This is a genomic window from Streptomyces sp. NPDC033270 (assembly GCF_055576575.1).
The window spans coordinates 369,516-385,394 of sequence record NZ_JBVIRA010000003.1 but is presented as its reverse complement, the minus strand read 5'-3'; the positions used below and the strand labels follow the sequence as shown (position 1 = coordinate 385,394).

14 protein-coding genes are annotated in these 15,879 nt (G+C 71.5%); all 14 read right to left on the bottom strand.

Annotated features, from left to right (window positions below):
- Positions 1–32: 32 nt before the first annotated feature.
- A complete protein-coding gene (gene hpnH, locus ACZ5XZ_RS07875; RefSeq protein WP_468975237.1) occupies positions 33–1,058 on the bottom strand; it encodes an adenosyl-hopene transferase HpnH in 1,026 nt (341 codons plus the stop codon).
- A 5-nt stretch (positions 1,059–1,063) separates the two neighbouring features.
- The gene (locus tag ACZ5XZ_RS07870) at positions 1,064–1,729 is read right to left on the bottom strand and encodes a phosphorylase family protein (protein WP_468975235.1); all 666 of its coding nucleotides are present in this window, start codon (positions 1,727–1,729) and stop codon (positions 1,064–1,066) included.
- Positions 1,729–3,741, bottom strand: coding sequence for a squalene--hopene cyclase (shc, locus tag ACZ5XZ_RS07865; protein ID WP_468975233.1), 2,013 nt, complete (start codon positions 3,739–3,741; stop codon positions 1,729–1,731). The genes ACZ5XZ_RS07870 and shc overlap by 1 nt, the downstream gene beginning before the upstream one ends.
- Positions 3,742–3,882: 141 nt before the next feature.
- A complete protein-coding gene (locus ACZ5XZ_RS07860; protein WP_468975231.1) occupies positions 3,883–4,947 on the bottom strand; it encodes a polyprenyl synthetase family protein in 1,065 nt (354 codons plus the stop codon).
- 53 nt (positions 4,948–5,000) lie between these two features.
- Complete coding sequence (gene hpnE / locus ACZ5XZ_RS07855) at positions 5,001–6,410, bottom strand: hydroxysqualene dehydroxylase HpnE (protein ID WP_468975229.1); 1,410 nt, start codon at positions 6,408–6,410, stop codon at positions 5,001–5,003.
- A gap of 100 nt (positions 6,411–6,510) precedes the next feature.
- Entirely contained in the window at positions 6,511–7,464 is a 954-nt protein-coding gene (gene hpnD, locus ACZ5XZ_RS07850) for a presqualene diphosphate synthase HpnD (RefSeq protein ID WP_468975227.1), read from the bottom strand.
- Positions 7,461–8,363, bottom strand: coding sequence for a squalene synthase HpnC (gene hpnC / locus ACZ5XZ_RS07845; protein WP_468975339.1), 903 nt, complete (start codon positions 8,361–8,363; stop codon positions 7,461–7,463). The genes hpnD and hpnC overlap by 4 nt, the downstream gene beginning before the upstream one ends.
- Positions 8,364–8,813: 450 nt before the next feature.
- Positions 8,814–9,617, bottom strand: coding sequence for an ABC transporter ATP-binding protein (locus ACZ5XZ_RS07840; protein ID WP_468975225.1), 804 nt, complete (start codon positions 9,615–9,617; stop codon positions 8,814–8,816).
- Positions 9,610–10,545, bottom strand: a complete 936-nt coding sequence (locus tag ACZ5XZ_RS07835; protein ID WP_468975224.1) for an ABC transporter permease — start codon at positions 10,543–10,545, stop codon at positions 9,610–9,612. The genes ACZ5XZ_RS07840 and ACZ5XZ_RS07835 overlap by 8 nt, the downstream gene beginning before the upstream one ends.
- Positions 10,546–10,622: 77 nt before the next feature.
- Positions 10,623–11,495 (bottom strand): glycosyltransferase family 2 protein, encoded by an 873-nt coding sequence (locus tag ACZ5XZ_RS07830; RefSeq protein ID WP_468975338.1) that lies wholly within the window; start codon positions 11,493–11,495, stop codon positions 10,623–10,625.
- Between the two features lie 14 nt (positions 11,496–11,509).
- A complete protein-coding gene (locus tag ACZ5XZ_RS07825) occupies positions 11,510–12,289 on the bottom strand; it encodes a CDP-alcohol phosphatidyltransferase family protein (protein ID WP_468975222.1) in 780 nt (259 codons plus the stop codon).
- A complete protein-coding gene (locus ACZ5XZ_RS07820; protein ID WP_468975220.1) occupies positions 12,267–13,328 on the bottom strand; it encodes an iron-containing alcohol dehydrogenase family protein in 1,062 nt (353 codons plus the stop codon). The genes ACZ5XZ_RS07825 and ACZ5XZ_RS07820 overlap by 23 nt, the downstream gene beginning before the upstream one ends.
- A complete protein-coding gene (locus ACZ5XZ_RS07815) occupies positions 13,316–14,053 on the bottom strand; it encodes a phosphocholine cytidylyltransferase family protein (protein WP_468975219.1) in 738 nt (245 codons plus the stop codon). Before ACZ5XZ_RS07815 ends, ACZ5XZ_RS07820 begins: the two co-directional genes overlap by 13 nt.
- Positions 14,050–15,855 carry a DUF5941 domain-containing protein gene (locus ACZ5XZ_RS07810; protein ID WP_468975336.1) on the bottom strand — a complete coding sequence of 602 codons (1,806 nt, stop codon included), beginning with the start codon at positions 15,853–15,855 and terminating at the stop codon, positions 14,050–14,052. Before ACZ5XZ_RS07810 ends, ACZ5XZ_RS07815 begins: the two co-directional genes overlap by 4 nt.
- Between the last annotated feature and the right edge of the window lie 24 nt (positions 15,856–15,879).

The window sequence follows — 15,879 nt, the reverse complement described above, 5'->3', positions numbered from 1 at the left end:
CCCCCAGGACGTGGGCTCCCCCGCTCATGGGGTCATCCGCGGTTCCCCGCGACGGTCTCCTTGGCCGCCCGCAGGGACTCCTTCAGGGAGCCCATGGTGGCCAGGACGGCCGTCGGCTCGTAGCCGCAGTGCGCCATGCAGTTGGCGCAGCGCGGGTCCTTGCCGCGGCCGTACTTGTCCCAGTCGGTCTCCTCGATGAGCTCCCGGTACGTCGGGACGTAGCCGTCGCTCATCAGGTAGCACGGGCGCTGCCAGCCGAACAGCGAGTAGTTGGGGATCGCCCAGGCCGTGCACGGGAAGTCCGCCTTGCCCTCCAGGAAATCCAGGAAGAGCGGGCTGTGGTTGAGCCGCCAGCGGCGCCGGTTGCCGCCGGCGAAGGCCTTCCTGAACAGCTCCCGGGTCTGCTCGACGCCCAGGAAGTGCTCCTGGTCGGGGGCCTTTTCATAGGCGTAGGCGGGCGACAGCATCATTTCGTCGACCTGCAGGTCGTCATTGAGGAAGTTGAGTACCTCGATGATGGTCTGCGGGGTGTCGGTGTTGAAGAAGGTGGAATTGGTGGTGACCCGGAAGCCGCGCCGCTTGGCTTCCTTGATCGCCGCCACCGCCTCGTCGAATACGCCTTCCTTCGCCACGGATTCGTCGTGGCGCTCGCGCATTCCGTCGATGTGCACCGCGAACGCGAAATAGGGCGAGGGAGTGAACTGGTCCATCTTCTTGCGCAGCAGCATCGCGTTGGTGCACAGGAAGACGTACTTCCGCCGGGCCACCAACTGCCGCACGATCTCGTCGATCTGCGGGTGCATCAACGGCTCGCCACCGGCGATCGAGACCATCGGGGCGCCGGACTCCAGTACCGCGCCCACCGCCTGTGCCACCGGCATCCGCTGTTTGAGCACCCCCGCGGGGTGCTGGATCTTCCCGCAGCCCTCGCATTTGAGGTTGCACGCGAAGAGGGGTTCGAGCTCGACGATGAGCGGGAACTTCTCGCGCCGGCGAATCAACTTCTGTTCAAAGAGATAGGTCCCGACCCGGATGGACTGACGGAGCGGCATGGCCATCTGGCTCACCTCCAGGGGAGCAGCAAAGAACGGTGCCATTCATAGAAGACAGGAAGTACGGAGCGCAGCACCCGGAATGCTGATATTCCACCGCGCACGGTGCCGATGCGTACGAGTTCATGTTCTGGAGCGTCCACGACCACCCGGACGGCCGCAACCGGACGGCTGCCGGCCCGCTGTGCCGCACGGAGCGTGGCGGCGGATTCCATGTCCACCGCGAGCGCGCCGGAGGCGTGCAGCGCGGCCCGCTCCGCGCCGCGCACGACATGGTCGGAGCCGCACAGCAGTCCGCTGTGCACGGTCAGGCCGCGCTGCCGCAGCGTACGCAGCAGCGGGCCGTTGTCGCGGCAGGGCAGGTCCGGCGCGCCGGGCCGGTGGTCGCGGGTGGCCTCGGCGACGACCACGTCCCCCGGGCGCATCCCGGGGGCGAGGCCGGCGCAGAAGCCGCTGGCGACGACGGGGGACCGCGCCGTCGCCCGCTCCTCACCCAGCGCTTCGGAGACGGCGCGTTCGGCCGCCTGGGGGCCCATGCCCGTACGGAGTAACACCAGCCGCGGCGGTTCCTCCCCCGCCGGCCGGCCCGCTCCCCCGCGCAGCGCGAACCTCTCGATGCCGAGCGCACAGGCGACCAGCAGCGGCGGGTCCGCGTCCGCGGGGGGCCGTCCGGGCATCAGGCCTCCACCGCGGCCGGTCCCCCGTGGAGATAGCGGCCCAGGGCCGTCAACGGGAAGACCTGGCGGTAGAGGTGGTAGTTGATGGAGAAGTCCCAGGGGAAGCCGGTACCGGTGAAGTACGGCTCGTCCCAGGAGCCGTCCTCGCGCTGGGTCGCGGTCAGCCAGCGCACGCCCCGCCGGACCGCCTCGCTCTCCCGTTCGCCGGCCGCGAGCAGCGCCATCAGCGCCCAGGCGGTCTGCGAGGCGGTCGAGGCGCCGCGCCCGGCCCACCGCTCCTTGTCCTGATAGGACCGCTGGTCCTCGCCCCAGCCGCCGTCGTCGTTCTGCACCCGCTCCAGCCAGCGCACGGCGCGCCGGACCGCCGGGTGCGCGGCGGGGATGCCGGCCGCGGCGAGCGCGGGGAGCACCGAGCCGGTGCCGTAGACGTAGTTGGTGCCCCAGCGGCCGAACCAGGCGCCGCTGGGCTCCTGCTCGGCCAGCAGCCAGGCGATCCCGCGGCGGGTGCGCGGGTCGTGCGTACGGCCGACGTCGGCGAGCATCTCCACGACATGGGCGGTGACATCGGCCGACGGCGGGTCGATGACCTCGCCGAAGTCGCAGAACGGCAGGCGGTCCGGCAGCGGGCTGGTGTTGTCGACGTCGAACGCGCCCCAGCCCCCGTTCCTGGACTGCATGCCGAGGTTCCACCGCACCGCGCGGCGCACCGCGGCCTCGACCCGATGCGGGTCGGGGTGGTCGATACGGCGCAGCGCGAGCACCACCTCGGCGGTGTCGTCGATGTCCGGGTAGTTGTCGTTGTCGAACTCGAACGCCCAGCCTCCGGAGGGGAGTTGGGGCCGTCGCACGCTCCAGTCGCCGGGCCGGTCGATCTGCTCGTCGAGCATCCAGTCGGCGGCCTTGACCAACTGCGGGTGGTCGGCGGGCAGTCCGGCGTCGGCCAGTGCGATGGCGGCCAGGCAGGTGTCCCAGACCGGGGACTGGCAGGCCTCGATCATCCGTGCGCCGTCCTCGCGCCATACCGCGAACCGGTCCAGTGACTCCAGGCCGGTGCGCAGCACGGGGTGGTCGAGGTCGTAGCCGAGGAGGTGCAGGGCGATGACGGAGTAGACGGCCGGGGGCTGGATTCCGCCCCAGCAGCCGTCGTTCTCCTGCCGTTCGATGATCCAGCGGGCGGCGGAGCGCATCGCGGCGCCGCGCAGCCTGCGCAGCGCGACCTTGTGGTACAGGTGCAGCGCCTTGTCCAGGCGCTGGAAGACGCCGTCCCAGCTGGTGGCGGGGGCGAGCGGCCGGGGCGGGTTGGGGGCCCGGGGGTCGGTGTGCAGCTCGTCGAGGGCGAAGGGCGCCGGGCGGACCGGGCGCTTGGCCGAGACGATGGTCAGCGGCACGATGGTCTGCCGCGCCCAGCATCCGAAGTCATAGATGTTGAGCGGGAACCACTTGGGGAAGTAGAGGAGTTCCGGTGGGAGTTGGGGCAGGTCCTCCCACTTCCACCAGCCGAAGAGCGCCAGCCAGATACGGGTGAAGACCCGGGCGGCGGCGACGCCGCCCTGCGCGCGGATCCAGGCCGAGGCCCTGGCCATGTGGGGCGCGTCGGGTTCGTCCCCGGCGAGCCGGAGGGCGACATAGGCCTCGATGGTGGTGGAGAGCTCGCCGGGCCCGCCGTAGAACGTGGCCCAGGTCCCGTCCTCGCCCTGCTCACCGCGGATGTAGCGGCCCGAAGCCTCGGTGAGCTTCGGGTCCTGGATGCCCAGGAACTGGCGGAGCATCAGGTCCTCGGCGTCCATCGTGACGTTGGTCTGGAGGTCGCCCTTCCACCATCCGGCGGGGTCCTGGACGGACAGCAGGTAGTCGGTGGCGCGTGCGGTCGCGCGCCGGGCCGCCTCCGCCGTGTCCTGGAGTACGGCGGTATCCGTGTGGTGGGTCGATTCGGTTGTCTCAGCGGTGGTGTCGCTGGCCGAGGGGCCCCGGGGCGGCAGGGCCCCGGGGCTTCCGTCGGTCGTCGCTGTCATGGCTTCCCCTTCGGCAGTGAACTGTCAAAGCGTGCTCAGGGATTCCGTCGGCCGGCGCCCGTCCCCCACTGCCCTAAAAGGCGTGGGAGGTGACCCCAGGCACCGGCCGGCGACTGCGATCTATTCGATGTCGATGCGTGATCATCTCTCTCGTACAACGACGAAGTCCGCGAGTGCGACGAGCTGTGCGCGGATCTTTTCCGGCATCTCGATCTCGTCCAGCGCGGCGATCGCGGTGGCGTGCTGGCGGCGGGCCTCCTGGGAGGTCCACTCGCGGCCGCCGGCCTCCTCGATGAGGGCCGCGCGGGAGGCGAACTCCTCCTCGGTGAAGTCGGCGATCTCGGTCTCGCTCTTCTGGGCGTCGGCCGCCAGGATCTGGGCCAGCCGCTCGGAGGCCGGGCCGCCGGCCGCGAGCGCGGCGACGACCGGCAGCGACTTCTTGCGCTGGCGCAGATCGCTCCAGGGCCGCTTGCCGGTGGCGTCCGGGTCGCCCCAGATGCCGAGGACGTCGTCGACGGCCTGGAAGGCGAGGCCGAGGTGGTAGCCGTACTTCTCCAGGGTGTCCGCGGTGCGGTCGTCGGCGCCGCCGAGGACCGCACCGATGGAGACGGCGCAGGCCAGCAGCGCACCGGTCTTGTTGCCCTCCATCTCCAGGCACTCCTCGACGGTGACCCGCTCGCGGTGCTCGTAGGAGATGTCCTGCGCCTGGCCGTCGATCAGCTTGCGGGTGGCCAGGGTGAGCCGCCGGGTGGCGCGGCCGGCGTCGACCGTGCCGAGCTCCAGCAGTATTTCGTTGGCGAGGGCGAACAGCGCGTCGCCGACGAGGATGGCCTGAGCGGGGCCGTGCACCTTCCACACCGTGTCGCGGTGTCGGCGCTGCTCGTCGCCGTCCATGAGGTCGTCGTGCAGCAGCGAGAAGTTGTGCACCAGCTCGACGGCGACCGCACCGGGGATGCCGACCTCGGGGGCCGCGCCGGCGGCCTCGGCCGACAGCAGGGCCAGCGCGGGCCGCACCGCCTTGCCGCTGTCCCCGGAACTGGGCTTGCCCTCGGCGTCGATCCAGCCGAAGTGGTAGGCGGCGACGGTGTCCATGGGAGGAGCGAGCCGGTCCACGGCGGCACGCAGCACGGGAGTGGCGAGCGTCCGTCCGCGCTCCAGCAGCGCGGTGACGCTCTCGGTGTCGATAGCTGGGGAAGCCGGATTCACGGTTTCTCCTCTGTTTCCGATGCTCGTGCTCGTGGGAGCGCTGGTACTCGTGGTCATGCCGCCTCCTGAGGCAACTGGCCCTGGGGGAAGCCGAGTTCGATGAGTGCTTCGCGGGCGGCGGCGGTGCCGCTGCGGACAGCGCTTTCCATGGTCGCGGGCCACCCGGTGGCGGTCCACGCACCGGCCAGGTACAGGCCGGTGGCTTGGGTGCGGGCGGCGGGGCGGAGCCTGCCGACGCCCGGGGCGGGCGCGAAGGTCGCGGTGCGCTCGCGGGTGACGAAGAAGTCGCGGATCCTGGCGCCCCGGGCGGCGGGCAGCAGCCGCTCCAGTTCGGGCAGGTAGCGGGCGCGGAGCTTGGCGACCGGCTGGTCGATCTCCTCCTGCGCGGCGGACTGCGAGACGGCCAGGTACTGGCAGCCGGCCCCGTCCGCAAGCCCGTGCAGCCCGGAGGCCTCCGTACGGTCGAAGACCCACTGGACCGGGGAGCCGACCGCGGCGAAGAAGGGGCGGCGCAGCACCTTGCGGTCGTAGACCACATGGAGGTTGAGGATCGGGGCGGTGCCGATGTCCAGCAGGCGGTCCTTGCCGGGCAGCGCTCCGTCGGGCAGCAGGGCATGGGTCTCGCGCTGCGGTACGGCGAGGACGACGGTGCCGGCGGTGAGCTGCTCGCTGCCGTGCGGGCCGTTGTCCACCGAGACCCGCCAGCCGTCGTCCGTACGCGCCAGGGCCCCGGCGCGGGTGCGCAGGGCGATGCGCACCCCGGCCTTCTCCAGGGCCGTGCGGGCGAGGCCGTCGTGGACGTCGCCGAGCGGGACGCGGGACCAGCCGATGTCGGCGGCGCCCGGGGCGGACAGCAGTCCGGTCTTGAAGACCTTGGCGGCCAGGCCCATCGAGGCGTCGGCGGCGCGGGCGTTGAGGGTGGCGATGCCGACCAGGTCCCACAGCGCCTCGACGGCGCGCGGCGACTGGCCGTACCGGCGCAGCCAGCTGCCGAAGTCGACGCCGTCCAGGGCCGGGTCGGCGGGGTCGAGGCCCTTGAGTGCGAGGGTGGCGCGGACGACGCCGGCACGCTCCGCCGGCGACAGGTGCGGGTAGCCCGCGAGGCTCTTGGCGAGGTGCAGCGGGACGGGCAGGGCGGTGCGGCGCAGCCGGCCGAGCCGCATCCGGTCGGCGTCCAGGACCGGTACGTCCATGCGGTCCTGCAGCGGCACCAGATCCGCGCCGCCGATCCGCTCCAGCAGCCCGCTGTAGGCGGTGCAGCAGCGGAGATAGACATGCTGGCCGTTGTCGACGCTCAGCTCGCCGGCGGCGCCGTCGCGGCGGAAGGAGAAGACCAGGCCGCCCAGGCGGGGCCGGCCCTCGACCAGGGTGACCCGCAGCCCCGCGTCGGCCAGCGCGAGCGCCGCGGTCGTGCCCGCGAGGCCGCCCCCGATGACGACCGCGGCGGTGGCGTGCGATGTCATGTGCCCTCCCCCCTTACGTGTGTGAGGGACGCAGCCGTCTCGGAGAGGGTTGCCCGCCCCGCTGGCGCGGGGTCGCCGCTGTCGTTCGCGGCCCGGCACATCATCCACGCCTCCGGACGGCCTGCCGGCGGCCGATCGCCCGCGCGTCGAGCCCGGACAGCCCGCGCACCGCGACGAAGGCCTTCTCCCGGCCGGGCAGCGACACCCGGCCGCGCAGCACCGCCTCGGGGTCGGAGGCGATCCGGGTGAGCAGGCGGTGGTAGATGCCGGCCATCGCGGCCACGCAGGCGCCGCTGCGCCGGTCGAGCATCGGCAGCAGCCGGAAGCCCTCGGCGAACAGCGCGCGGGCCCGCTTCACCTCGAAGTGCACCAGGCCGGCGAAGTCGGAGCCGGGCGGCGGGACCGGACTCGCGAAGCCGGCCGAGCAGCCGAACTTGGCGAGGTCCTCGGCGGGCAGGTACGTACGGCCGTTGCCGGCGTCCTCGCGAACGTCCCTGAGGATGTTGGTCAGTTGGAGGGCGAGGCCGAGAGTGTCGGCGTACTCGGAGGCGCGCTCGGCGTCCGGTGCGCCCGGCACCGTGCCGAACACGCCGAGCGAGAGCCGGCCGATGGCACCGGCGACACAGCGGCAGTAGACCCTGAGGTCCTCCCAGGTCTCGTAGGTCTCGCCGCGCACATCGGCCAGCACACCGTCGATCAGCTCGTCCAGCGCGTCGAGCGGGATGGGGAAGCGCGCGGCGGCGTCGGCGAGCGCGACGGCCACCGGGTCGGTGTCGTCCTCGTCGACCAGGCCGTTCTTGATGCGGGCCAGCAGCGCCCGGGTGTCCTCCAGGCGTTGCTGCTTGGCGGTGGTCTCCAGATTGCCGTCGCCGATGTCGTCGACCCGGCGGGAGAAGGCGTAGAGCGCCGACATGGCCTGCCGCTTGTCGGTCGGCAGCAGCCGGATGCCGTAGGCGAAGTTGCGCGCCTGCTGCCCGGTGACGGCCTCGCAGTAGCGGTACGCAGCGAGCACCGGCGCGGACGCGTGTGCGGTTGCCTCCACGGTCCGGCTCACCCCTCTCTTCGCAGTACAGCCGCCAGCTCGCGCATCAGGCTGAGCTTGGTCGGCTTGGGCGGTCCAGGGAGTACGTCGTGTTCCGCGGCCGCCACCGCCTGGAGGGCGGCGCGTCCGCCGGCCACGAAACCGGCCAGCAGCAGCTTGAGTCTGCCGTGGACGCTACCCACCAGCGCGGTGCCTTCATTCAGCAGGTCACGGGCGCGTTCGGCTTCGTAGGCGATCAGTGCGCGCACCGATGCGCCCCCGCTCGGGGCGGCCAGATCGGCCTCTGTGACGCCGAAGCGTTTCATGTCCTCGGCGGGGAGGTAGACGCGGTCGCGCCCGAGGTCCTCGGCCACGTCCTGGAGGTGTTCGACGATCTGCAGGGCGGTGCAGACCGCGTCGGAGCGGCGGATCCGCTCGGGGCTCGACGTGCCGGTGATGCCGAGGACGAGCCGGCCGACGGGGTTGGCGGACAGCTCGCAGTAGGCCACCAGGTCGTCGTAGGTGGCGTAGCGGCTCACCCGCTGGTCCTGGCGGTTGGCCTCGATCAGGCCGAGGAAGGGCTCGGGGGTCAGCTCGCAGCGGCGGACGGTCGGGCCGAGGCGGCGCATCAGCGGATGCCTGGGGCCGGGTGCGCGGTCGCTGAAGACGCGGTGCAGATCCGCCTCCAGGGCGTCCAGCAGCGCGGACCGGTCTCCCCCACTCCCGGCTTCGCTCGACCGGGAGGTGCCCCCGGCCTGGGCGCGGTCGAGCCCGAGGAGTACGGCGTCGCCGCCGCCGGGCGCGAGGTCGCCGTCGCCGATGTCGTCGACAAGCCGGGCGAAGCCGTAGACGGCCATCAGGTCGGCCCGCCAGACGCGGGGCAGGAAGAACGGCGCGACCGGGAAGTTCTCGTGTGCGGCCTGATCGAGCACGGTGCGCGTCTGGTCCCGCCCGTCACCCGTCGCCACCCTTCCGACGAAGGCGCGACGCGCCCGCTCGTTGTCTCGGCTCACCGGGGGCTGCCCGGCGCATTTCGGTGCCGGAGCGAACCAGTAGCCATTGCCGTCACGTCTCCCGTTCTACACCGCCAAGCTAAAACATCCTATTTCGGACACGCCGCACCCGGCGGCGCGCCCTAATCGAGCCTCCGTCACCCTTTTGGATGGACTTCGCCCGACTTGTACCACTTGTACTGTTCGGTACCCGTACAGCTTACGCCGTGCCTCTCGTGCACGTCCGGGCGGGTACCGAGGCCCCGGGCGACGATCCGGTCCACAGCCGGTCCGTACGAACTGTTCCCGGCGCCGGCGGAGTTGGCCGTCTGCCAACCGTCGAAGGCCCCCGCGAGGCGGACTCGCGGAGGCCTTCCGGTGCGAGTGGGGCTACTTGCCCGTCTCCTTCTCGTAGGCCTTGATGACCTCGTCCGTGGGGCCGTCCATCAGCAGCTCGCCGCGCTCCAGCCACAGCACGCGGTCACAGGTGTCGCGGATGGACTTGTTGTTGTGGCTGACCAGGAAGACCGTGCCGGCTTCCTTGCGCAGTTCGCGGATGCGGGCCTCGGAGCGCTTTTGGAAGCTGCGGTCGCCGGTGGCCAGGGCCTCGTCGATCATCAGCACGTCGTGGTCCTTGGCGGCGGCGATGGAGAACCGCAGCCGGGCGGCCATACCGGAGGAGTACGTCCGCATCGGCAGCGAGATGAAGTCGCCCTTCTCGTTGATGCCGGAGAAGTCGACGATGCCGTCGTAGCGCTCGCGGATCTGCTCGCGGGACATGCCCATCGCCAGACCGCCGAGGACGACGTTCTTCTCGCCGGTCAGGTCGTTCATCAGGGCCGCGTTGACGCCCAGCAGCGAGGGCTGGCCGTGGGTGTAGACCCGGCCGCGCTCGGCGGGCAGGAGGCCGGCGACGGCCTTGAGGAGCGTGGACTTGCCCGAGCCGTTGGAGCCGATCAGGCCGATCGACTCGCCGCGGTAGGCGGTGAAGGACACGCCCTTGACCGCGTGCACCTCGCGCACGCCGGCGGAGGGCCTGCGGCGGATGATCCGGTTCAGGGCCGCGGTGGCGCTGCCCTTGCCCGCGCCCGTGCCGTAGACGCGGTAGACGATGTGCAGATCGTCCGCGATCACGGTGGGGATGCGAGCCTCGGCCGCCTGCGTCGGCTGGACGCCGTTGTTCTGCTCAGCCACGTCCGTACCGCTCCTCAGCCTTCCAGAAGTACACAAAGCCCACGACGCCGGCCAGCAGCGCCCAGCCGCCGGCCCACGCCCACGCCCACGTCCCGTGCGGCAGCTTGTCCAGGGTGAAGCTGTCGATCAGGGCGAAGCGCATCAGGTCGATGTAGAGGGCGGCCGGGTTGGCGTCGAGCAGGAACTCCACGAACGCGGGGACGTGCTTGCCCTTGAGGATCGCGTCGATGCTGAACATCACGCCGGACGCGTACATCCACGTCCGCATGATGAAGGGCATCAGCTGCGCCAGGTCCGGGGTCTTGGAACCCAGGCGCGCCATGACCATCGCCAGGCCCGTGTTGAACATGAACTGCAGCACCAGCGCAGGGAGCACCAGCAGCCACGACCAGGTCGGCAGCTGCCCGAAGCCCAGCAGGATGACCATCAGGACACCCATGGAGAACACCAGCTGCTGCAGCTGCATCAGGCAGAACGAGACCGGCAGACAGGCCCGCGGGAAGTGCAGCGCGCGCACCAGACCCAGGTTGCCCGAGATCGCCTTGGTGCCGGCCATCACCGAGCTCTGGGTGAAGGTGAAGATGAAGACGCCGGTCACCAGGAACGGGACGAAGTCGGGGACGCCGTTCCGCGTGCCGATCAGCAGGCCGAAGATGAGGTAGTAGACGAGCGCGTTCAGCAGTGGCGTGGCCACCTGCCAGACCTGGCCCAGCTTGGCCTGGCTGTACTGCGCGGTCAGCTTGGCGCTGGCGAAGGCGGAGATGAAGTGCCGCCGGTGCCACAGCTGCCGGACGTACTCCGGGAGGCTGGGCCGGGCACCGCTCTGGGAGAGCCCGTACTTCTGGGCCCGCTGGGCAGGGCTCAGCCCTTCGTCGGAAGCTGGCGGGGCACTCATGGCGACCGCACTGTCGTGCGTGGTCTCGCTCACAGTTGACACTTTCGTCCTCAAGGTGCGCTGCCGGGGCCACGCCCCGGTTCGCGCTGATGCTCTCAGATACGAGCTTGTCAGATGACGGGAGGGCGGCCCAGTCGGGTCAGTCGCCAAACGGTAGCCCACTTCATGGGACGCCTGGGACCGCACGGGGTGGCCCAGCCCTCCTTGAAGCCGCCCAGCCACGCCCGCAGCGCCGGTCGCGACGGCCGGCGGGCGAGAGTGAGCAGGAACCAGACACCGAGATAGACCGGAACCAGCGGCGCGGGGAGGTTGCGCCGGGCCAGCCAGACCCGGTTGCGGGCCACCATCCGGTGGTAGACCGCGTGCCGGGCCGGGGCCGTGGTCGGGTGGAACAGGACCATGTCCGACCGGTAGTCGATCATCCAGCCCGCGTCCAGCGCCCGCCAGGCGAGGTCGGTCTCCTCATGGGCGTAGAAGAAGTCGTCGGGCAGCCCGCCGACCTCCTCGAAGACCTGGGTGCGCACCGCGTTCGCGCCACCGAGGAAGGTGGTCACCCGCGAGGAGCGCATCGGGTCGGAGGCGCGCAGCCGCGGTACGTGCCGGCGCTGGGTCTCACCGGTGTCCGGATCGGCGATCCGGAAGCTGATGATGCCGAGCCCGGGGTCCGCGGCGAACGCCTCGCGGCACAGCGCCGCGGTGTCCTCCCTGGCCAGCAGCCCGTCGTCGTCGAGGAAGAGCAGGATGTCGACCTCGCTGCCGCCGGGCCCGAAGGCCTCGATGCCGACGTTGCGGCCGGCCGGGATGCCGACGTTCTCCGGCAGCTCGACGGTCCGTACGCCCTCGGGGAGCTCGGGCAGCGGCGAACCGTTGCCGACCACCGCGATCTCGATCGGGTCGCCGTCCTGCTTGGCGACCGAGTCGAGCAGCGCGCGCAGCTCCTCGGGGCGGTTGCCCATGGTCAGGACGACCGCACCGACCCGCATCTCAGGCGCCCCCGTCACTTGAGCCTGCTGGAGGCGAGGATGGACACGAGGTGGAGCAGCGTCTGGAGGACCGCGATGCCGGCGAGCACCGCGACGCCCAGCCGCGAGAAGAACAGGTCGCCCCGAACCGTGTCCAGGATCGCCAGGGCCAGGATCAGCAGGGACGCCTCGACCCCGAGGACGAGCCGGTGGAACTTCAGCGCCCCGGCCGCCTTGCGGGCCAGCGCCATGCCGGAGGAGCGCGGCTCGGACGCCGACTCCTTGACCGGCGGCAGCCCACCCTGGTGACGGGCCACGCCGACGAGGTCGGTCTCGGCCTTGATCAGGATGGCGCCGAGGGCGGCGAGCGTGCCGAGGAAGGCCCACAGCCAGTCGATCCGCCCCGATCCCCACAGGTCGGCGGCGCGCAGGCCGAAGCCGACCAGGACCGCGGCGTCGCACAGGTAGGCGCCGACCCGGTCCAGGTACACCCCGCCGAGCGAGAACTGCTTCTTCCAGCGGGCGATCTCGCCGTCGACGCAGTCGAGCAGCAGGTAGAGCTGGACCATCAGCACGCCGAGGACGGCGCCCGCGATCCCCGGCACCAGCAGTGCCGGGGCGGCGAGGACGCCGAAGACGGTCATCAGGTAGGTCAGCTGGTTGGGCGTGACCCGGGTGTTCACCAGGTGCCGGTCGATGCGCAAGGAGATCTCGCGCATGTAGAGCCGGCCGGCCCAGTGCTCGCCGCTCCGCCGGTCCTTCACCCCGGCGGGGTGAACGACCGGGCGGAGCTCAGCTACCGATGGCTTCTGCATAGTCGGCGTAAGCGTCCCTGATCTGGTCGGTGGACAGGTCCAGGTGCTCCAGGATGGTGTAGCGCCCGGGGCGGGTCTTGGGTGCGTACTCGACGGCCGCGACGAACTCCTCGTCGGTGAAACCGATCTCGCCGGGCGTGACCGGCAGGCCGTGCCGGCGCAGCACCTGGACCATCAGGTCGCGGGTCTCCCGGTCGCCGCGCAGATGCGTGGCGAAGGCGGCGGCGAGGCCGCACTGCTCGCCGTGGCTCGCGGCGCGCTTGGGGTAGAGGATGTCGAGCGCGTGGTTGATCTCGTGGCAGGCGCCGGACGCCGGGCGGCTGTCGCCGGCCACCGACATCGAGATGCCGGTGAGGACCAGGCCCTCGGCCAGCACCTGGAGGAAGCCGTCCTCGCCGACGCCGCCGGGGTGCCTGAGCACCGCCTCGCCGGCCTGGCGCGCCATGGCGGCGGCCAGTCCGTCGATCGCCTCGCCGGTCTCGCGGTGCGAGAGCTCCCAGTCCGCGACCGCGGAGATGTTGGAGATCGCGTCGCCGATGCCCGAGCGGACGAACCGGACCGGGGCCTCGCGGATGATGTCGAGGTCGATCACCACGGCGATCGGGTTCGGCACACCGTAGGAGCCACGGCCGGCGTCGTTGTCGAGGGTGGCGACCGGCGAGCACAGGCCGTCGTGCGACAGGTTCGTCGCGACGGCGACCAGCGGCAGGCCGATCCGCGCCGCGGCGAACTTGGCACAGTCGATGATCTTGCCGCCGCCGAGGCCCACGACCGCGTCGTAGTGGCCCTTCTTCATGGCGTCGGCGAGCTTGATCGCGTCGTCCAGGGTGCCGCCGCCGACCTCGTACCACTCGGCGCCGGGCAGGGCGGGCGACAGCCGCTCACGCAGCCGCGCCCCCGAGCCGCCGCTGATGGCGATGGCGAGCTTGCCGGACGCCGAGATGCGCTGATCGGCCAGCAGGCCCGCCAGGTCGTCCAGGGCGCCGGCGTTGATGTCGACGACGACCGGGGACGGAATGAGGCGGGTCAGTACTGGCATGCGATGTCACGGCCCTTCGCCAGGTCGTCGTGGTTGTCGATCTCGACCCACTTGACGTCGCCGATCGGGGCCACGTCCACCTTGAAGCCGCGGTTGACCAGCTCCTGGTAGCCGTCCTCGTAGTAGAGGTCGGGGTCCCGCTCGAAGGTGGTCTTCAGGGCGTCGGCCAGCTCCTCGGCGGCCTCGCCCTCGATGAGGGTGACGCCGATGTACTCGCCGGTCGCCTCGGCCGGGTCCATCAGCTTGGTGATCTTCTGGACGCCCTTGTCGGGGTCCACGACGACCTTCATCTCCTCGTCGGCGAGCTGCTTGACGGTGTCCAGCGCGAGGATGATCTTCTGGCCGTTGCCGCGGGCGGCGAGCAGGGTCTTCTCGACGGAGACCGGGTGCACGGTGTCGCCGTTGGCGAGGATCACGGTGTGCTTGATCGAGTCACGGCCGCACCACAGGGAGTAGGCGTTGTTCCACTCCTCGGCCTTGTCGTTGTCGATCAGGGTGATCTTGAGGCCGTACTTCTGCTCCAGGGCCTCCTTGCGCTCGTACACGGCCTCCTTGCGGTAGCCGACGATGATCGCGACCTCGGTCAGGCCGATCTCGGCGAAGTTGCCGAGGGTCAGGTCGAGGATGGTGATGTCGCCGTCCACCGGCACCAGTGCCTTGGGCAGGGTGTCGGTGTAGGGGCGCAGACGCCGTCCGGCGCCGGCAGCCAGCACGAGGCCGATCATGCGGGTTCTCCTTCATCGTGTACGGCGGGTGCTTGGGAGGACACCCAGAAGCGGATGCTCTCGATGAGCACCAGCAGCGCCAGGGCACCAGCGAGGGCCGTCAGCGCGATTGTGAAACCTGAGGGGGACAGCGCGGCGGCGAGGACGGCGATCACGAGGATCCGCCCCTCGGAACCGCCGGTCGCCCGGACCAGCCACCGAGGTGGGGCTCCGGTGCCACCGCGGATGCGGTAGACCGTGTCGTAGTGATGGTAGGCGACCGCCGCGACCAGCCCGAACGCCGCGGGCAGCGCTCCGGGGTCGTCCGAGCGGGCGGCCAGGACCAGGATCGCGGCGTATTCGCCGGCCCGGAAGAACGGCGGGACGAGCCAGTCGAGGGCGCCCTTGAGCGGGCGGGCCACGGCCGCGCCGGCCAGCAGCGCCGAGCAGGCGGCGACGCCGACGGTGAGCCAGGACGCGGGGTCGTCCTCGAAGATCACCCAGACCAGCAGGACCGCGGCCGAGAGAAACGCCATAACGGGGGCCAGGTAGGAACCGGCCCGTCCGCGGCCCCGCGCGCCCCCGGCGACCAGCTCGGCGAGCGGGCCGGAGTCGGCGAGGTCGGCCAGCGCCTGGGCGGCGCGGTCGGTGCGCCGGGCCCGCCGGGTCAGGGAGCGCAGCACCCGGCCGGCCGTGGTGTAGCACGCGGCCAGTGCGCAGCCGACGAGCAGGGCGTAGAAGACGATGCGCGGGGTGGTGAGCGCGGTGAGCACCGCGATCATGGCCCAGCGTTCACCGATCGGCAGCACGATCATCCGGCGCACCCACACCGTCCAGCCGACGCTGTCGAGCTTGTCGGAGAGCGCGGCGGTGGGACTCGTGTTGGCGGTGGCGTCGTGGTTCGCCTCGTTGAAGGAGAAGTCCACGACGTGGCGGCAGGTCTGCAGCACCATCGCGCCGAGCGCCAGCGCCCATACGTCGTCGCCGCCGCGGGCGGCGCCCAGGGCGAGGCCCGCGTAGTACGCGTACTCCTTGGCCCGGTCGAAGGTGGCGTCCAGCCAGGCACCCATCGTCGAGTACTGCAGGGAGTAACGGGCGAGCTGCCCGTCGGTGCAGTCCAGGACGAAGGAGAAGAGCAGCAGGACGCCGGCGGCGACGAAGCCGCCGCGGGTTCCGGTGGCCGCGCAGCCGGCCGCTATCAGCGCGGTGAGCAGGGACGCGGTGGTGACCTGGTTGGGGGTGAGGCCACGGCGCGCGCACCAGCGGGCGAGGTAGCGGGAGTAGGGGCTGATGCCGAAGGTCGTGAAGAACCCGTCGCGGGACTTCACCGCGGTGCGCAGCCGGACGGCCTCGTCGTCGACGGCGGCGACGGCCTCCCGTGCCTCCTCGCGCTGTGCGGGGGTGAGAGCGACGGTGGCGACCAGGCTGCCCAGCTCGACGCGGTGCAGCCCGGCGTCCTCACGGTCCAGGGACTCGGTGAGCGTCTCGGTGAGCACGTCGGTGAGGTGGGCGGTGCCGGCGCCGACCGGGATCCGGCCGAGGGCGCGGGCCAGCGCGGGGCGGGCCCCGGGCTGGGCGGTGAGCGCACCGGGCACCGCAGCGGCCGGGAAGCGGGGGTCGGTCAGCGCCAGCCGAAGGGCGTGCAGATGGCCGACGAAGCGGGGGTCGACGACCGCGATCCGCTCCTGCGCGGGCACGGCGGCGATCAGCTCGGCGGCGGACGCGGGATCGTCCGCGGTGCGAACGTCAAAGCCCAGCGTGCGCAGGTCGGCTTCGAGCGACGACCCGGCAACCGGCGGACCGGTGAGGATGGCGGTCGACAGACGAACTCACTCCTTGGATGCTGA